This is a genomic window from Streptomyces mangrovisoli (genome assembly GCF_000974985.2).
GTDB lineage: Bacteria > Actinomycetota > Actinomycetes > Streptomycetales > Streptomycetaceae > Streptomyces > Streptomyces mangrovisoli.
Map to the genome: position 1 here is coordinate 1 of NZ_LAVA02000109.1, position 18274 is coordinate 18274.

An 18274-nucleotide genomic window follows, 5' to 3' on the forward strand; every position below is an offset into this window, starting at 1 on the left:
GGTCCGGCCGTCTTGCTGCGGGGCGTCCATGCTCGCGTCACCGTTCTTGCGGGCGGGCAGGCTCAGCGGCGGGTGACGGTGTAGCCGGCGTCGTTGACCGCGCGGGTCCACACGTCGCGGTCGAACCACTTGGTGATGTCCGGCTGCATCCCGGTGATGGTGCGCATCCGGGCCTGCCAGTCGTGGCCGCCGGGGCCGCGGCTGTCCTCGCAGCCGGTGCAGCCGTCCTCGCCGTGGATGTGGCCGGCCATCCACGCGTTGACCGCAACATTGACGATGACCGCGTACAGGTCGCCGCCGGTCTGGGCCATGGAGTCCGGGACGCCCGCAAGGACCAGGGCCAGTTCGGGGTTGTCCAGCGGCGGCATCGGGGCTCGGATGCTCCTGTCGCCGCCGTTGTCCTCACGCAAGGAGGAGCTCTGCGCGAGGCTGTCGGCCACGGCCCTGGCGTTGAAGTACCGCCAGGCAGAGCGCAGCTGGACCCCGAGCCGCTCCGCGACGGCGGTCATGTTCTTCTCAATCGTGTCCTCGACGGTCGACGGTGCGAGCGTCACCCCTCGGCGGGCCAGCTCGACCAGCGTCTCGGCAACAGCTTCCTTGAACGCCTTCGTGTTCCGCACCGTCGCATCGTAGGTGCGCCACTGCGGTCACCGCGGGCGTTCCTCCACATCAACCCGGGCGAAGACGCGCGCAGCGGGACACGGGGGCGTACGCCCCTCGCTCGTTTCGCGCCTCGGGCGAAGGCGCACGGCACGCGGCCGTGCGAGGCCAGGACACGCGGCCCGGCATTGATATGGCCACAGCCTGGTCTTCTCACACAGACAGGCCTCTCGATGACCCTAACGCGAATTTGCACATCGAGGGTGAAGACCAAGACGGGTGAGGAGTTCGTGCTGGCCAGACTCAAGGTTGTTCCAGCCAATGGGCTGACGGTGGAGCCAGCCGCCGATGTTGACCGCGGGACCAGTCAGCCAGGGAAGGATGTCTATGTATTTTCATCGGAAGAATTCGGGATTCTTGTCGGCCATGAAGCACTCCGCCACGCCTGCTCAAATTCTTCGCAATTAATCAGAAAAGCAGTGAACTCCGACTGGTTCGCCACGTCATCGATGCTACCGACAGGGATTTCACTCAACCCGATCTCTGAAGACTCGTGAGCCTCGTCAGTCCTCAGCCGTCGCCCGTCCCTGTAGTGCTGGATCTTGCGGACCTCGTACCCGTCGGGACCGATCTCGCTGTAAAACCTTGTCGGCTCGTCCTTGAATTCGTGCAGCCAGTCGACCTTCCAATATTCCATGAACTAGCTCTTTCCGTGACTGACGATGCGACCTGTCAGGTCGAGAGGACCTTGGTTGTGTACCACGAAGACATCGGGTCGCTCAACCGAGCGCATGACCTGGAGTCCACGCACGTCTACTTCTATGAAGTGGCTGAACTTGTGGCCGGCCCACGGCACTCTCACGAAAGCGTAGGAAAGCTGTCCGGGGGTCTTCGTTCCAGGCTGGATATCGGATAGGTACTGCCCGTCCCCGAAGCGGGCGTCCTTGGGGTTATCAGCCTTCAGGGATGCGCGTAGTTCCTTGCTTTCCAGGATTCCGTTGTAGCCCCCTTCGTTTGTGTAGTGATAGAGGGTGCCCAACTCATCGTCGGGAACCTGTTCGACGCGGTACGGGCATTCGTCGGGCGCGAGACCGAGGGGGTCTCCCCACGTATGAGGGTTGTCGACGTAGGTGTCGGGGTTGGGTGCGGGTGACAGCCCGAGCGGGTCGGGGGTGAGGAAGCGCGCCGTTTCGGGGTCGTAGTGGCGGAAGTAGTTGTAGTGGAGGCCGGTTTCGGGGTCGTAGTACTGGCCCGGGAAACGCAACGGGGTGTAGGCGCTGCTGTTGTCCGCCCATGCGGTCCTTCCCCACAAGGTGCTGCGGGTGCGCCAGGCGATGTCGCCTTGCTCGTCTATGAGTTCACTGGGGGTTCCGATGAGGTCGGTAACGATGGCGAAGAAGCGGGAGTCGATCTCGTGCTGGGGGCTCTCGGAGGCGGTGATGCGTTCCGTCTGGGCGAGCGGGCGTATGCCCTGGTGGTCCCAGGTGAGGGTGACCGGGTGGGGAAGGTCGGGGGATGCTGTCGTCTGTTCACACAGGGTGGTGCCGTCCCAGGTGAAGTCGACCCGCTCCACGACGGTTTCGCCGTCTCCTGCGAGGCGGAGTTTGGCCGTGCGTCTTCCAAGAGGGTCGTAGGTGTAGCGCCAGCGGGTGCCGTCGGGGGTCACCACGGACGTCAAATGGTCTTCGGCGTCCCATGCGTAGTGCCAGGTGTCGGGTTTGCGGGACAGGCGGGTCTTCTGGCGCAGGGTGATGCGGCCGAGCGCGTCGTGTTCGTAGCGGACGTTGCCGGCGCGGGTGATGCGGGTGCCGGTGTAGGTGCGGGTGCCCACTGCTTCGTGACCGGGGTGGCTGCTGGGCCACTGGGCGTGGGTCTGGTTGCCTGCTTCGTCGTAGGCGTAGGTCTCGGTCCAGTGGGCGGCGTGTACGGCGGTGACTCGGCCTGCGGCGTCCAGGTCGAAGCGGCGGGAGCCGGACACGTCGTCGTCGATGGCGACCAGGTTGCCGTCGGCGCGGTAGCTGTAGGCGCGATGCATCGTGCGTCCGCGAGTGCCCGTGACCGACTGGGTGGTCAGTCGGCCTTGTGAGTCGAAGGTGTGGTCAAGGGCGATGTTCTGGCCGATGTGACGGGTTTGTTCGCGGCCTGCCTCGTCGTAGGTGAAGTTGATGGTGCGGCCGGAGGCGCTCATGTGGGTGCAGTGGCCGGCTGCGTCGTAGGACCAGGTGGTGGTGGCTCCGGTGGGGGTGGTGCGGCTGGTGCGGCGACCCAGCGTGTCGTAGGTGTAGGTGCAGGTGCGGCCGTTGACGGTTTCGGAGTGCAGGCGGCCGTGGCGGTCGCGCAGGAGGGTGACGGTGGTTGCGTCCGGGCCGGTTGCGTGGGCCAGTTCGTCGGTCAGGTCGTAGGCGTAGGTAGTGATCTGGCCTGCGGCGTCCTTGCGGATGACCTGTCCCAGTTCGTTGCGGGTGAAGGAGACTGTCTCGCCGAGAGCGTTGGTGCGGGTGGTGAGGCGGTTCGCGTCGTCGTAGGCGTAGGTCAGTGTGCGGCCGTCAAAGTCGGTCTCGGTCACCAGGCGGCCGGCCGCGTCGTATGCGTAATTCCACGTCAGCCCGTGGGGGTGGGTGACCTTGGCCAGGCGCAGTTCGCTGTCGTGGGTGAATTCGTAGCGTGCCCCGTCCGGGCCGGTGCGTGCGGTGAGCAGGTCGAAGTGGGTGTACTCGAAGCGGGTCACGCCGCCCGCGGGGTCGGTGTGGCTGGTGCAGTTGCCCTCGCCGTCGTACGTCCAGCTCTCCGCGCTCCCGTCGGGGGCGGTACGCCGGGCGAGGTGGCCTTCGAGGGTCCAGTGCAGGCGCGTGGTGGCTCCGGTCGGGTCCGTGACCGCGGTCGGGCGGCCGAACGCGTCGCGCTCGTATCGCGTGCGGGCGCCCTTCGGGTTCGTGACGGTCAGCAGGAGTCCCGCGCGGTCGCAGGTGAGGGTCGTCGTGTCGCCCAACGGGTCAGTCACCGCGGTCAGGTGGCCGGCTTCGGAGTATGAAAAGCGTGTCGTCTGGCCAGAGGAGTCTGTTACCGAGGTGCGGTTGCCGCGTGCGTCGTAGGTCTGGTGGACGACGGCGCCATCGAGGTTGATCACCTTCACGGGCTGGCCGAGGGCGTTGTATTGCGCCGTGGCCTGTCGGCCGTCCGGCCGCATCACCGATGTGAGGTTGCCACTCGCGTCGTAGTGGAACGTGGTTGTGTGGCCCAGGGGGTCGGTCTGGGTGAGGAGGCGGTTGTAGCGGTCGCGTCGGTATCGGGTCGTCGCGCCGAGGGCATCGATCGCCGCGACGACCTGCCAGGCGTCGTTGATGAGATAGCGACGGGTGTGGCCTTGACCGGTCGTGGCCGTCGTGGTGCGAAGGCCGGTGTGCGGGTCTCGCTCCTGGTAGGACAGGCGCAGGGCCAGGTGGCCTGCGGATCCGCCTTCGGCGGTGCAGCGGTCTCGGTCGTCGTAGGCGTAGGTGTAGCTGCGGTGGTTGGTGTCCGTCCACGAGGTGATCCGGCCGGCGTCGTCGTAGGTGAAGCGAAGCGGCATGCCGGAGGAGTTGATGACCTCGGTGAGATGGCCGTCGGTGTAGCCGTAGCGTTTCAGTTCCTCGCCGGTGGCGGCCAGGTGGAGGGCCGTGATGCGCCCAGATTCTGTGGTGATCGTGATGGCTTGGCCGCTGCTGGAGACTACGGCGAGCGGGATGCCTGACGGGTCGTACTCGAAGGTGAGCCAGTTGCCGTTGCGGTCGTCGATCTGCTCGAGGACCGCAAGGTTGTCGCCGCGGTCTGCGAAGTGCCAGGTGCGCAGGGTCTGCACGTCGGTGATGGTGTAGCCCCCGTCGACCCGGTCCAGGGGCCAGCCGGGGCCGTGGCTGGGCAGGGTCGGCACCCCGGGTGCGGGATGCGGGTAGGCCAGCAGGAGGCCGTCTTCGGTGACGAAGACGACGCCCTCGGCGTCGATCTCCAGACGCTGGTCGATCGTGGAAGACCAGGACGGGCCGAACCAGCGCCCGAGGTGGTAGCCGGACTCGGCCCGCCGTTTCACGGACAGCGGGAGGACTCCCGGCAGGACGACGTCCGTCTGCGGCAGGTACATCTTGCCGGTGGCGAGGTCGATCGGGTCGGTGTCCTCGCTGTGTCGGCCCTCGGACCGCGAGTCCTGCGCCGGCTCCTCGTTCACCCTCTCCCGGGCCGACTTGGCGGCGGCGTTCTCGCCGCCCTCTTCGGCCGTGGTGCGGGCGGTCTTACGCAGGCCCTGTGCGACAACGTCCTCCGCTCCTTCTTTCAGGGCGAGCCGCAGTCCGCTGCGGGCGAGCCCCGCGCCCTTGGTGCCGACCAGTTCGGGGATGAGGCGGCCCACGAACTCGGAGGGGTCCTTCTTGAATCCGTCGACGGCCGTCTGGACGATCCGTTCGGGATGGGCGGCGGTGGACACCAGGCCGGCCAGCGTCGTGTTGACGTTTTGCACGTAGGCGGCCGGGTGGGTGAGATTGTACGGGTCGGTGGGGTTGAGGCCGCGGGCAAAGTTCAGCAGCCCGGCCGTACCCTTGAGCGCGCCGCCGGCCACGTGGGTGAGTTCAGTGTTGGCGGCTTGGTAGCCGTCAGTGAGGTCGCTGCCCAGGCGTTGAAGCGGCGGCGGCTGGGCGGGGGCGTGCGCGAGGGCCGCTCTCACCTTGCCCTGCGCCTCGGATGCAGCGGTGTTGCGCTGTTTGCGGGCCTCGGCGAGTTTCTCGACCGCCGCTTTGACGTCGGCTTTGCCGGGGTCCTGGAAGGGCTCGGGCTTCGGGCCCGGGTCCTCGTTCGCCTTCACCTTGGCGTTGTAGGCATCGACCTTCGCGTTGTAGGCGTCGGTGGCATCCTTGGACGCCTTGACGCCCTTGGTGTAGAGCTCCACGGCCTCCTCGGCTTGGCCCTGCGCCCACTTGACGGTGTCCGCGTACGACTCCAGCGCCCCCGCTGCCGTGTCGCACGCCTGGGACGCCTGCCCCCACTTGGCGGGATGGACGCCGAACTTCTTCCGGAAGGCGTCGCCGCCCTCGCCCTGCCAGCCGGTGGAGTCGACTTTCTTCAGCCCTGAGCTCACCTTGGCGAAGGCGCCGTGGAAGTCCTTCAAGTGCTTGGCGCTCGCCCGTATCTTGTCCGGACTTCCGTGGACGAGCTCGTTGGCTTCCTCGCTCTGGCCGAGCTGCTGCTCACCGGGGGTGGCTCCCAAGTCCGAGGCCACCTCGTCGCCCCAGTCCTCCACGCCGTCGGCCCAGCCGTGCGCACCGACCTTGTCCAGGCCCTCGCCCACCTCGTTGGTGGCCCAGTCGACGCCCTCGCCGAGCTTCTTCTTGCCCGAGTCGTAGAGGTCTTCCGCCCCGCCCAGAAGGGAGTTGGTGAGGTCTCCGAGTCCCATCAGCCCTCCCCGCCCTGCTCAGCAGCCTGGGCACGGGCCTCGGGAGAGGGCCCGAAGGTGTCGTCCAGGTACTGGTCGTACTCCTGGTTTGAGACACCGAACGCGCTGTGCAGGTTCTCGGGGTTGAGGCCCATCGGGCCGAGGGTGTGCGAGGTCATCACGTCCCGGCCTGCGTCCTTCCATGCCTGCCCGCTGGTGGACATCGCCTGGTCGAAGGAGTCCTTGCTGTAGTCCACGTCCCCGCCGTACACGCCGGACGTGGCGATGTCGCCCCATCCCATCTTCTCGACGTCCTCCTCGGAGGCGTACGGATTGCCGATGGCCGCGTTGGTGACGACCTTGAAACTGCCCTCGACGTACTTCTCGCTCTCGTAGTACGTGCCGGCAGCCAGCCCCGTCTTCACAGCGAAGCCGTTGCCCTCATTGATCAGCGACCGCACACCCCACTCCCAGCGCTCGCAAAACGACGTGAACTCTCCCGTCAGCCCGTCGTGGCCGAGCTCCAGTCCGGTCAGAGCGATGTTCGAGAAGCCGCGCCCGGCTCCGGCTTCGCCGACCATGCCCACCTCCTCAAGCTCCGCCAGCGCCTCGGTAAGGCCCTGGGAGACCAGCGCGAGACCGTCCGCCTTCAGATCCTTGCCGCCCTCGCTCATGCCGCGCCCCCCGCCTCGAAGTCCACCGCCACCTCATCCGGCACGATGCCCTGCACCGGGGGAAACACCATCCCGTCCGGCCCGTCCGCACAGTCCAGCGCCACCCCGCAGGGCACCCCGGCAGCCGGCACCGCCACATCCAGCAGACGTGCGCCCAGAATCGTCTGGTAGGTCCACTCGCGTGCCGCCTGGCCGCGAGCCACGGCGTAACGGGCCAGCGCCTGCTCGTCCGTGAAGGCCAGGATGAAACGGATGCCGACCAAGTCCGCGGTCAGCAGGCCGCGTTCCTCCGCCGAACCGGGGCCGTCGCCGAGCGGAACCAGCACGGGGGTACGGCGGAACTCACCGAGCAGCGCCGCGAACCGACGCCTGCGCGACGCCACTTCGGGCGCCTCACGGGTGATTACACCTACAGGCTCCGCGGCTGTCGGAGGTTCGCCGGGCTGCACAGCCCGCTGCTCACGCGAAGACGTGGCCGCGTTGGAAGCGGCCGCCGCGTCCGTCATCTCCGCGTAGTCCGCAAGTCGCGACCGTGGAACCCCCTGCGGCCCGCCGACCGCACCCCCGTACTCAGACATGCAGCACATCATCACAACTGCACACGGCCCGCCGCAAACGCCAGCGGGAGCAACCTCCCATCCGTGTCAGTCGCGCACCCAGGCAACGGACGGTCATGCGCGGAAGGCCGTCCTGTGACTCACCGTCTCCGTAGCGCGACACCCAAGGCGCCGTCCCTGACCGCCAGATCGCAGTCACAGCCCTGCTGCACCGATTACCGACGCAGGTCGCTGATGGCAGGTCGACGAGTGCTCGGGCCCCGTCACCAAACCGGCTTCGATCACCATGCCATGCGCTTCCCCCCGAACAAGACCAACTTACTTCATGGCGCCCAAATCCCGTCCCGGCCACAGCTGATCCGCCAACTTGCGGCGGAGCGCCTGCGCTTCAGGCCGGCAGAGGCTGTCAGTAGCCAGTCAGCCCTGCCGAGAGAGGGGGACAAAAACAGAAGTCGATCAGCTCGGGCACCGCACTGCCCCCGGTCACCGGCGTTCCGGCACCTCGGCACTGTCCGGGGTACTCGCCAACCTGTACTGAAACGCGTGCACCGCCCGCCGCAGATCGCCGAGTTAGCGTTCAAGCAGCGTGGCGACCTCCGCTGCCGGTGCGTGCACCGACTCCGGTCGCTCGGCCAGCGCCTCCATCCGGATGGCAGCATCAGCCGGGCGGGCTGAGTCGAGAGCCGCTGCTCATCGTTGCTGCGGTATCCGTCCAGCAGCACGGGGCGTTCAACGAGGACGACGCCGAGGCCCACGTGACGGGCTTGAGCAGCCGGGCCAGGAACGGCGCCGAAGTCGGCGGCGTGCGCCTCAGAGAGGCTTCGATGTGTATGCTGCCGCGGACCCGGCGTACTCAAGGCTGCTCGGGACACACGGCACCAATGCCCGGGGCGCTGGACGCAAATCAGCGCCGCTTCCCGAGCGAAGGTAGGCCGCCGCGGACTGTTTTGATGCTGCTGTTCTGCCCCTCAATTTGTGTCACGTTGTCGGGTGGCGCATGACGCCAGCCCGGCTCCGGCTCGACAACCCTCTTCAAAGTCCCGTTTGCCCGGGGATTACTCTTCTTCGGTTTGGCCGGCGCATCCGCGGGGATGAAGGTGCGCTGCGCAGGCTTGGCGCGGTCCTCTTCCAGCGTGCTCCGCCTTGCCGACTGCCAGGCAGGTCCTCGAAACGATGTAGTGATTGCCCTTTCGGGGTCCCATCCGTTACGGATCCTGCGCTCCAACACACCTTTTGAGACGACACACCGTTCATCCTCCGCCCACTTGGCAGCCGTTTTTCTCTCACCGAACGCCGAAATAGCCATGCCGAGCCCCCCTCGACGGTGACGATGCTCGGACCGTACCCGCTCCTGGTCCTGCGTAGACCGCATTTGGACGCTGCTTCTGTTGATCCCTCTGCGTAACGTGTGCGGGCCGCAGCCGGGAGGACGACTTCGTCCTCAGCGAGGCTCAAATCCGTTCAGGGTCGAGTGCCCCTTGACAGTTCATGCCTTTTCGGCACTGCCAGGGTGAATGACAGCAATCAGTTCTTCATCGCCCTGCTCGAACAAGAGGACTCACCAACGGCCGACAATCGTGAGGTGACAGCGATTACCCCACGGCCCCATCCCCCTGGGCTAAACTCCAACTCGCCTTGCAAAATGGGAACTTGTACAGCACAGACAGATACAGGAGTACGATGGACGAGGCGTTAACTGTGGTCCATCGCCATGAGGACGGCCACAGAAGCATCACCGTCCCCGTCGCACGGGCCGGCCCGGTAGCGCTCACCTGTACCGACGAGGTCTGGCGTCCAGCACATCACCGTGCCCAGCGCAGCATCGCCACGTGGTGGTGGGCCGCCACGACCGGCAAGCACGTGGGCTGCCGGTCCATGAACGTACTGACCGTGGCCATGCTCTTGGACTTCACCCCGGCGGTGACGGAGTTCACCGCATGGTCCGCGAAGATCAAGTGGCGTGAGCGGGGCCGTGAGCGCAGCATCGTGCCGGACTTCTTCGCACGCACCGACCAGGGGACGACCCTGGTCATCGCCTGCCCGCCGGTGAGCGGTACGAGTCCGCGGTGGCAGGGCCAGCAGCGGGTGCTGCGCCAGGCGTGCCGGGAGGCGGGCTGGGAGCTGGGGATGCCCCGGATGCCGGCGCCGATGGCTTTGGCGAATCTGCGCTGGGTGTCGCGCTACCGGCATCCGCGGTACGGCGACCGGGAGGTCGAGCAGGCGCTGATGTCGGCCTTCCTGGATCCGCGCCCGCTGGAGGAGGGGGTCAGGGCCACGGGGCTGCCGCGGCTGTCAACACTGCCGCGGCTGTACCACCTGCTGTGGCGGCAGACGTTGACGCTGGAGTGGAACCGGGCGATGGGCCCGGACAGCGTGATCAGCGTATCCGGCCCTGTGCCGTCGGGGATGCGCCGCCCCGTGGAAACGGAGACTGTATGAGCGGGGTGCTCATGCCGCGGCCGCGGCCATCTGGAGTCGTCCCGCGGGGCATCGTGGCGCCGGGCGACCGGGTGCGGTGGATGGGCAGCCGGTACACGGTGACGGCCCTGTCCGGCACGACGGTGCACCTGGCGCCTGTACCGGGCAGCATGGCCTCGCCGATCGCGGCGGTCATCCAGATCCTGGCCGCGGCCGCGGACTTCGCCGTGCTCGACGAGGCGGATGCAGCCCCGTCGGCCGGCCCGATGCCGACCTGGTCGATGCTGGAGGGCATCAGTGCCGACAGCGCCCGGGACGCCCGCATCTGGCGACGTCACGTCATCGAGGTGGAGACCGGCCTGCTGCCGGACATGCCCGAAGACAGCACGCCCCGCGAAGGCTACGACCCAGCTCGCTTCACCCTGATCGAGCGTTACCAGCGCAAGGCCGAAGAACTGAGCGCGGTGCTGGACTGGTCGGTGTCCTGGAAGACGGTTCAGCGCAAGCGGCTGGCGTTCCTCAAGGAGGACATCTGGGGGCTGGTCGACAAACGCTCCACCCGCAAGAGCACCCTGCACGGGCGCACAGACCCCCGGGTGGTGGACTTGCTGCTGGCCCTGTGCGAGCGCCAGGCCCGGGAGCAGGCCGCCACTGACGCACGCACCCTGTTCAAGAACCTGCGGCGCGCTGCGAGTTCTGCGCCGGGCCCGCGGATGAAGGTGCCGGCCGATCCCACCCTGTATGCGCTGCTGAGGCGGCTGGGCATCGACGCGATGCAGTTGCGGGATCCCACTCGGCGCCGCAAGGACCGGCTCAATCGTCCCGCACCGCCGTTCGGGGTGACCTCGGTAACGGCGCCGGGCGAGTTGGTCCAGGTCGACTCCACGGCCCTGGACGTGAAGGTGCTCGGGGATGACGGGCGGCCCACCCAGGTGGAGCTGACGGCGGCCATCGATGTCTTCTCGCGCAGCGTCATCGCCGCGGTGCTGCGGCCCAAGACCGCGGGCCGGCGCAAGACCCGGCAGCGGGCCAGGGCGCTGTTGAGCACCCACACCAGTGCGGGCCGGGCCACCAAGGCTGTCGATGCCTCCTTGCTGCTGGCCTTGTGCATGGTGCCCGCGTCGATGCGGCCGGGCTTCGATCCGGCGGCCTCCGCGGCCCGCTCCGACCTGCCGTACGAGGAACTGCTGGAGATCGACGCGCGGATGGAGCATGCTGCGGCCCGGCCGGTGATCATGCCGGAGACCATCGTGATCGACCACGGCACGGTCTTCGCCGGGCAGACGTTCTTCGACGCCTGTTCCTTCCTCGGGATCACCGTCCGCCCGGCCCGTAGGCGCACTCCGACGGACAAGGCGATCGTCGAGCGGACCTTCGAGTCGATCAAGTCGGGCTTCAGCCAGCACGTCAACTCCTACACCGGGCGGGACTTCAGTCGCCGCGGCAAGGAGACCGAGCTGGAGCGGCTGTGGACGCTGCAGGAGCTGGACGACCTGTTGCAGGAGTGGATCGCGGTCGGCTGGCAGACGCGGCCGCACGACGAGCTGCGCAGCCCCTACGAGCCGAACCTGCCGCCGCTGACACCGAACCAGATGTACGCCGCGGGCGTGCAGGCGGCGGGCTACATCCCGATCCCGCTGGGCTTCGACGACTACCTGGAGCTGCTGCCCACCGCCTGGGTCGGGGTGCGCGACGACGGAATCCGTTTCAAGAACCGCACCTACGACAACTACCAGGGGGAGCTCGAGGAGGTCCGCAACAAGCCGTCGGGTCTCAAGGGCAAGAAGCGCGGCGGGTGGGAGCTGCGCTACAACCCCAACACCCCCGAGCAGGTGTGGTTGCGTGACCACCGCTCCGGTGCGTGGATCACAGCGGTCTTCAAGCACCAGCACCTGATCGGCGCCCCGTGGACCCAGCATCTGTGGGACACGGCGACGGCGGAGCACGTGGACCGCGGCGGCCGTCACACCGACGACGAGCACATCGCCCAGGTCCTGGCCGAGTTGCTGGAGCGCGCCGGGCAGGGCCCGGACGAGCCCGGCACGGTGCACGTGCCCGACGGGTACGGGCCGGTGCCCGGCTACGGCCCCGTGCCGGCCCCGGCCGGCCAGGGGACGGAGTTCGACCCCTTCGCCGGGGCGGATCCGCTCGACCTGGCGGAACTGGGCCCGCTGACCGTGCTGGAAGTGGGCCAGCCGAGCCTGTACGCCCCGTCCCCGCTCACGCGCGAGCCCGTTCGCGGCCCGGAACCCGGACCTGCTCCTTCCATGAGCGGCACGGACGCCGAAGCGCGGCCGCTTCTGGAGGACCTGGACGACCTCGACGACGGCCTCGACAGCAGCGCGCGGCTCCTGCTGGACCTGCCCTGCGACAATGACCCTCCGCAGGAGACGGCCCGATGACACAGCGAGCGCACGCCCAGGACGACAACGCCTCCGGCAGCGACCCGGAGGAGGACATCCCTGGCGTCGTCCCGGACGACGACATCCGCCTGCTCGTCGGCTCCCCCGCCGCCACCCCGGTGTTCGCCGCACCCCGGCCGTTGTGGCTGGACACGTTGAGCAACTGGCGCACCTTCGCCGCCCTGGACCGCACCCGCCCCCACCTGGCCGACAGTGGGCCACCGGGCACGGACGTCGCCGACAACGACCTGCGGCTGCGCTATCACGCCCTGATGCCGACCGTGGTCACGCCCGCCATCGGGGAGGCGCTGGTCGTCGTCCACGAGCATCTGCTGTCCAACCGGGAACGCACCAGCGGCAAACCCGGCGTCATCATCGAGGGCCCCCGCGGCACCGGCAAGACCGAGATCATGCAGTACATCGGCCGCCACTATGAGAACAAGATCGCCCGGCTGTACGAGCCGGACGAGAACCGGGTACCGGTGATCGCGCTGCGGGTTCCTCCCCTGACCCGCGGTGGGCGACGGAACTGGCCCACCTCCTTCGCTTCTTTCCTCGGCCTCAAGCACGGCGGCGGCACCGACCCCACCCGCTCGATCTGTCACGTGATGCGCAACAGCTCCACCCTGCTGGTACTCGTCGACGGCATCGAGCAGCTGCGGGCCGGCGCGGATGCCGAGGAGTCGTTCGCCTACCTGGAAGAGATCAGCGAGAAGACCGGCGCCACCTTCGTCTTCACCGGCCGTGCCGCCCGCTCCATCGTCGATCCCCAGACCCGTGACCGGGAGACCGTCCTGGCGGACCATGAGGAGATCTGGGGCGACTACGCGAGCCTGCGCACCAGCCGGATTGGCTACGACACCGACAGCCGCAAGCTCTTCGCGAAAATCGTCCGCGGTTTCGACAAACACCTGTGCCTGCACCGTCATCAGCCGGACGACCTGACCAACCTCCACGACTACCTGCACCGGCGCAGCAAGGGCTACATGCGGGCTCTGTCCCAGCTCGTCACCCAAGGCGCTCAGAAGGCGATCTGGACGAAGGAGGAACGCATCACCGAGGACCTGCTGGAGACCCTGGCCATCGGCCGCAGCCGCACCATCTGATACCGCTCACGACCGCCCAGGCAGACAAGACCAGGGCGCCAGCTCACCAAGTAGGGGAAGAACAGCCGTGGAGTACAACTTCTTCGAGGAGAACGAGAACTTCGAAGAAGACGAGGTCGAGGGCAGGACGAGGGTGAGCGTCAAAACCCCGCTGGGCACCGGTCTCGCCCTGAAGAGCGTCCTGGAGCAGCACCAGGCCTGGGCACAGCAGCTACAGGCACACCACAAGGCACGCCTGAAAAACCTCAACCCGGCGCAGCGGGGCGACCTGATGGCCGAGCAGTACCTGGAACTGCGCACGCTACGCAGGCAAGGCGAGCTCCTGGACACACGAGATGCCTTGGTCGCCTTCGGACTTCGCCAGGAGGTACAGGCACGAGGCTGGGATCATCCCTGGCCCGACGTGGACCTCGTGGAGATACCGCTGGGTCGCTTCCCTGGCGGCACCGGCACCGGCAGTTACCCGGAAACCCTCTCCCTGCGGCTGCCGGGCATGCTCGTGGATCAGGTGAGTGCCGGATGCTGGTCCACGTCCAAAGAGTCCATCCACCGGCTCTGGCAGTGGCGGGACGACCATGCGCCTGCTGTCCTGCGGCCGCACGCCACCCGGCCCGAGGAGCAGGCCGCTGCAGCGGAGTACCAGCGCCTGTCCGCCGGCGTCACCACGACGGGAGAGGTCTACCGGGCAGGTATCCATCGAGGGCTGCGAGCGGCGCTGCATACCCCACCGCCGTCGCTGATCACGGCTCTTGCACCGCGTTGACGGGCCGGTACGCCAACGATGGTAGGGCCTCCTTGAAAGCGTCGGCACTGTCCGTTGCGGGAGTGCAAGGCGGTCTCCTGCGCGGCGCCGCTACGGTTCTTCGGCTGCCTCGGGTGTGTCCCAGGCCATGCGGAGGATGTCGAGTGCGGCGCGTTCTTCGTCGGTGAGTTCGTTGGGGGTACGGCGGATGCGGTCGATCCATGAGCCGAGCCGGAAGGGTCCGATCCAGTCGGTTTCGGTGTGCTGGCGGGGAACGTCGAGGTGGCCTTCGCGGGCGAGGTAGCTGGACGCGGCGACCAGGCCGCGGCGGAAGGCGCGGCCTCGTTCGGTGCGGAATGCTTCGGGGTGGATGCTGTCGACGTGCGGGGTGATGCCGATGTCGATCAGGAGCTTGGCTTGTTCGACGCGGAGCGTGTGGAAGTTGTTGCGCTGGCGGCTGAGCCACTGCCCCAGCTTGAATCCGTCCGGGGTGGTGAAAGAGCCGGGGACGTCGGCGCTGCCGCCCGCGTCGATGTGCGCTTTGGCGTGCGCGTAGGCGCGCCGCCAGGTCAGCGGCCAGCCGGGATTCCACCAGGGGTCGAGGGCGGTGAGCTGTGCGGCGTGGTTCTTGGGGAGTGTCTGGGTGTTGTCCTTCTTTCGGCACTCGGCGAGCCAGGCGCCGATGGGGTGGCCGCCGAGTTCGGCGTCGGTGGGTGCGGCCAGGTGCCTGTGGGCGGCGGCGTAGGCGCGGGCGTGGTCGAGGATGCGGGTGAAGGTGTGTGCGGGGGCGCTCCACAGCATGTCGAGGGCGTCGAGGGCGTCGGCGTGTTCGCTGGGCAGGCGCTCGGCCAGGTGCCGCAGGCGCTGGTTGCTGATCCACTCCCCCAGGGCGAAGCCGGTGCTGTCGTGGAAGGTGTGGGGGACGTCGAGGTGGTGGTGGCTGTGGTGGTAGCGGGTGGCCGCGGCCAGGCCCTCGGGCCAGGATCCGGTGGCGGGCAGGGTGATCTCGAGGCCCAGTGCGAGGGCGATCTGCAGAGCGCGTTCGGGGCGGTTGTAGTGGATGGTCCGGCGCGGGCCGCCGCTGAGGTTGCGGCCTCGGCGGGGCACGGCGATGTGGTCGAGGAAGTGGTCGTCGTGGGCCCGGAGGGCTTGGAGGACGGTGTAGATGCCCTCGAACTGCGAGTCCTGCAGGGCGTGTTCGGTGGCTCGCCCGTCGGGCAGGTAGACGGGCAGTACGAGGGTGGCCTTCTTGCCGTGGCCGGGTACCAGGCGCAGGGCGCGGCCGATGGCCTGGATGGTGTCGACGATGCTGTTGCGGGGGGCGGCGAAGATCACCGAGTCGATGGCGGGGATGTCGATGCCCTCGGCCAGGACACGGACGTTGCTGAGGACCGCGCGCCCGTCGGCGTTCTGGAAGGCGGACAGCCGGCTGCGGCGTTCGTCGATGCGTTGTGTGCCGTCGACGTGCATGGCCTCCAGGTCCGTCTGCTGGAGCTGGGCGGCGGTGTCGGGCAGGTCGCGGGAGAACGCTTCGGCGGCTTCGATGCGGTTGTGGAAGACGAGGACGCGCCGCAGGTCGTGGTCGGTGATGGCGCGCAGGACGGCCACCTGCAGTGCGGCCGCGCGCAGGCCGCCGTGCTGCGGGTCGAGGTGGGGTTTGCGGGTGAGGATGGCGCGCAGCTGGTCGTCGCCGATGACGGGCATCACGACCTGGTAGTCGGCGAGGAGTCCGCGTTCGATCGCGTCGGCCATGCCGAGGCGGTAGACGTGGGGGCCGAAGACGTCCCGGCGGTCCATGGTGGCGGTGGGGGCGCCGTCCCACAGCCCGGCGGTGAAGATGCGGGGGGTGGCGGTCATGTAGAGACGCAGCCGGGCGGGGACCGCCTGGTCGTCGTGGATGGCTCCCCAGCCGTTGTGGCTGCTGATGCAGGTGCGGTGCGCCTCGTCCACGACGATGAGGTCCCAGGCCGGCAGCTGGTGCTGGCTGTGGGCTTCTTGCAGGCCCGGCAGGGAGGCGTAGGTGACGAAGACCGTCACGGGCTGGCCGTCCTGGTCGGCGACGAGGCGGGCCAGATCGGCGGGCCGTTTGACCATGTGGGCAGTGCGCCGGGGCAGGCCGCTGCGGGTCTGACTCATCGACGACAGTCCCGCCATCACGCCGTCGCGTCCGCCCTCGCGCCAGCGCCGGATGGTCTGGGTCAGCAGTTCCAGGGTCGGCACGGCCACCAGCACCCGGCCTGCCGGTGCGAGACGGCCTGCACCGGCCACAGCGATGAGCGTCTTGCCGGTGCCGCATGCGGAGACGGCCGTCGCGCGGCGCTCTCCCCGGGCGAAGGCGCCGGTGATCGCGGCGAGGGCCTCCTGCTGATGCGGGCGCAACTCGATGGGCGGCATGGCCGGGGGCTTCTCCTCGCGGGGGGGGGCGTCTCGACAGGGTGACGGTAGGGGATCACCAGGACGGGGCTCGTCAAATTCGGCCAGAATGTGGCCAGTTGGCGGGTCGCGTGACGAACTGAGTCGAGGAGAGGGACAGGGTGGCGGTGCGTTCATCAGGGCCGTGTCAGAGCCTGGGCGGCACAGGAGAGGTCCAGCCGCTGCCTCGTCGGGTGCGGTTCATCGCCCAGGAGTCCACGAACTCGTTCGTGCACCGGCTCGCGGAGACCAACGGCCTCGATCCCCGGGATCTGCTGTCGATGGCCGGCGCCGGTGACTGCCTGCTTCCCGAGCCGCAGTTCAGCGAGGTGCATCTGAACGCGGCTGCGCACGGCCGGCTGGCCGCCCTGGCGGGATGCCGCACCGACGTCCTGGAGCATGTGCTGCCCACGTTGCGGGCGCATCCGCTGCCCGATCCGGCGGGTGCGTCAGCGCGCTGGGACGTCCCCAACCCCTGGGAGCCCGCCGATGACTGCCTGGTGCGCGTGTGCGATCTGTGTGCGCTGGCCAAACGGTCACGCCGTGATGCGTATGCGGTGTCGGCGGCCGACTGGAGGGTGTGCGTCCGCCACCGGCGCTGGACGGACAACCTGCGGGAGGACGGGGTGACCTGCATCCCGCTCGCGCCTGTGCCAGAAGTCCTCGAGGCTCACCGCGAACGAACACGGCTCGAGCGGCGCCTGGGCGCCGGCGGCCGCATCGCGTTCGCGGACGCGTTCCACATCGCCGCCTTCTGGTGGAACCACCACGCCCAGGTCCCCCGGGCGTGGCCCGCACGCCATCTAAAACTGGGTCTCGGGAAGGGAAGCGATCGGCGGGTGGCCGCCTTGGTGGCCTACCCGGAGGTCGTCCGGCTCGCCGGCGTACTGGCGGCGAGGGAGCGCCGACGGCTGCGGGGCAGCTTGTCCCAGGACCAGGACGTCGACTGGCTGCGCGGTGTGCAGCGCCTGTTCGCCTCGTGGGGTCTGCGGGGCACCTTCCCCATGGAGCCGGTGCTGCAGTGGGCGGCCCTGCATTCGGGGCGGGCACGCCCGTCCGGGCCGCGGCCAGCCCGGGGCCGCTATCGCCGTCTGGAGGCGTCGGGCCCCCATCATTCTCAGGTGCCCGCGGGGGCCGCGCTCGCGGCCACCACCTGCCTGCCGTGGCGGCTGGGAGAGGACGGCGAGACACCGGCACACGTGTGGAGCGTCCAAAGCCGGGTGTGAGGAGCGCGCCGCGCGCGGCAGACGCAGGCAGGGTCAGAAGCCGATGTGCGAGACGTGACGGTAGGCGGCGTGATCTGATCCGAGACTGTCCGAGATGTAGGTCCAGGCGTCGTCCAGGGCTTGCTGGTCCCCCGCGTTCCACGCATCCACGACCCGCCGCCACTCGGTGCGGACATTGATCACGCGCACGTTCAGATCGCGGCGCCTATTGGGGGCGACATGCTGCTGGTCGACGGGGTAGATCTCGATCCGGGTGCCGCGCCCGTCGTCCCAGAGGACCTGTTTGAAGTAGTCCACGACGTTGTGGCGGCGGCAGGCCCAGAAGGCCTGGTCGATCTTTCTCAGGTTGGCCGGCAGGGGGCGTTGTCGTGCCGCCCGCCACCGGGCGATGGTCCGCTCGGTCACGGTGACCTGGGCAAGTCGTAACCAGGCAAGTCCCTGTTCGTCCCGGGCCAGGTAGCGCAGCCGGATGGCCAGTCCCCTCGGATCGCTGGTCGGGGGCAGCCCGTTGTTGGCGGCCCACATGTCGAGTTGGCGCGCCAGCGCCGCCCCGCCGGTCATGCCGGTGGCGCCATAGCGCCCGAACCCGAACCCTTGTTCCGACTCCGCGGGAGGCGGCCGGAGGGAGCCGGCGGCCGGAAGGTTCGCAGGTTCCATGTCCGGCCTTTCTGTCTTTCTCCCGTTGCCTTCGACGCGGTCGAAGAGTGATGCCACCACTGTCCTTTGGATCAGCGTGGAC

Annotated in this window: 12 protein-coding genes; 5 read left to right on the plus strand and 7 right to left on the minus strand. The window is 68.5% G+C overall.

Annotation, left to right across the window (positions count from 1 at the left end; genetic code table 11):
- Positions 1–62: 62 nt before the first annotated feature.
- The 5 genes from WN71_RS35060 to WN71_RS35080 all read right to left on the minus strand — a co-directional run bounded on the left by WN71_RS35060 (position 63) and on the right by WN71_RS35080 (position 7055).
- Positions 63–620, minus strand: a complete 558-nt coding sequence (locus WN71_RS35060; RefSeq protein WP_079178361.1) for a hypothetical protein — start codon at positions 618–620, stop codon at positions 63–65.
- Between the two features lie 365 nt (positions 621–985).
- A complete protein-coding gene (locus tag WN71_RS43380; RefSeq protein ID WP_046589676.1) occupies positions 986–1297 on the minus strand; it encodes a DUF6881 domain-containing protein in 312 nt (103 codons plus the stop codon).
- A gap of 3 nt (positions 1298–1300) precedes the next feature.
- Positions 1301–6019: a putative T7SS-secreted protein gene (locus tag WN71_RS35070; RefSeq protein ID WP_079178362.1), complete on the minus strand. Its 4719-nt coding sequence runs from the start codon at positions 6017–6019 to the stop codon at positions 1301–1303.
- On the minus strand, positions 6019–6672 hold the full coding sequence (locus tag WN71_RS35075) for a hypothetical protein (RefSeq protein WP_046589673.1): 654 nt from the start codon (positions 6670–6672) through the stop codon (positions 6019–6021). The genes WN71_RS35070 and WN71_RS35075 overlap by 1 nt, the downstream gene beginning before the upstream one ends.
- Positions 6669–7055, minus strand: coding sequence for a hypothetical protein (locus WN71_RS35080; RefSeq protein WP_052743142.1), 387 nt, complete (start codon positions 7053–7055; stop codon positions 6669–6671). The genes WN71_RS35075 and WN71_RS35080 overlap by 4 nt, the downstream gene beginning before the upstream one ends.
- A 1854-nt stretch (positions 7056–8909) precedes the next feature.
- Here WN71_RS35080 and WN71_RS35085 point away from each other — a divergent pair.
- The 4 genes from WN71_RS35085 to WN71_RS35100 all read left to right on the plus strand — a co-directional run bounded on the left by WN71_RS35085 (position 8910) and on the right by WN71_RS35100 (position 13918).
- On the plus strand, positions 8910–9668 hold the full coding sequence (locus WN71_RS35085; RefSeq protein ID WP_052743141.1) for a TnsA-like heteromeric transposase endonuclease subunit: 759 nt from the start codon (positions 8910–8912) through the stop codon (positions 9666–9668).
- Entirely contained in the window at positions 9665–12049 is a 2385-nt protein-coding gene (locus WN71_RS35090; protein WP_107469853.1) for a DDE-type integrase/transposase/recombinase, read from the plus strand. Before WN71_RS35085 ends, WN71_RS35090 begins: the two co-directional genes overlap by 4 nt.
- The gene (locus WN71_RS35095; protein WP_046589672.1) at positions 12046–13155 is read left to right on the plus strand and encodes an AAA family ATPase; all 1110 of its coding nucleotides are present in this window, start codon (positions 12046–12048) and stop codon (positions 13153–13155) included. Before WN71_RS35090 ends, WN71_RS35095 begins: the two co-directional genes overlap by 4 nt.
- 67 nt (positions 13156–13222) lie before the next feature.
- Positions 13223–13918 carry a hypothetical protein gene (locus WN71_RS35100; RefSeq protein WP_052743139.1) on the plus strand — a complete coding sequence of 232 codons (696 nt, stop codon included), beginning with the start codon at positions 13223–13225 and terminating at the stop codon, positions 13916–13918.
- Between the two features lie 90 nt (positions 13919–14008).
- Here the strand turns inward: WN71_RS35100 and WN71_RS35105 are convergent, their stop codons facing one another.
- Positions 14009–16291 (minus strand): DEAD/DEAH box helicase, encoded by a 2283-nt coding sequence (locus tag WN71_RS35105; protein WP_046589669.1) that lies wholly within the window; start codon positions 16289–16291, stop codon positions 14009–14011.
- 212 nt (positions 16292–16503) lie between these two features.
- Between WN71_RS35105 and WN71_RS35110 the strand changes: the two genes are divergently transcribed.
- Positions 16504–17535, plus strand: a complete 1032-nt coding sequence (locus tag WN71_RS35110; RefSeq protein WP_046589667.1) for a TniQ family protein — start codon at positions 16504–16506, stop codon at positions 17533–17535.
- Between the two features lie 33 nt (positions 17536–17568).
- Here WN71_RS35110 and WN71_RS35115 read toward each other — a convergent pair whose 3' ends face one another.
- On the minus strand, positions 17569–18192 hold the full coding sequence (locus tag WN71_RS35115) for a transcriptional regulator (RefSeq protein WP_240529875.1): 624 nt from the start codon (positions 18190–18192) through the stop codon (positions 17569–17571).
- Between the last annotated feature and the right edge of the window lie 82 nt (positions 18193–18274).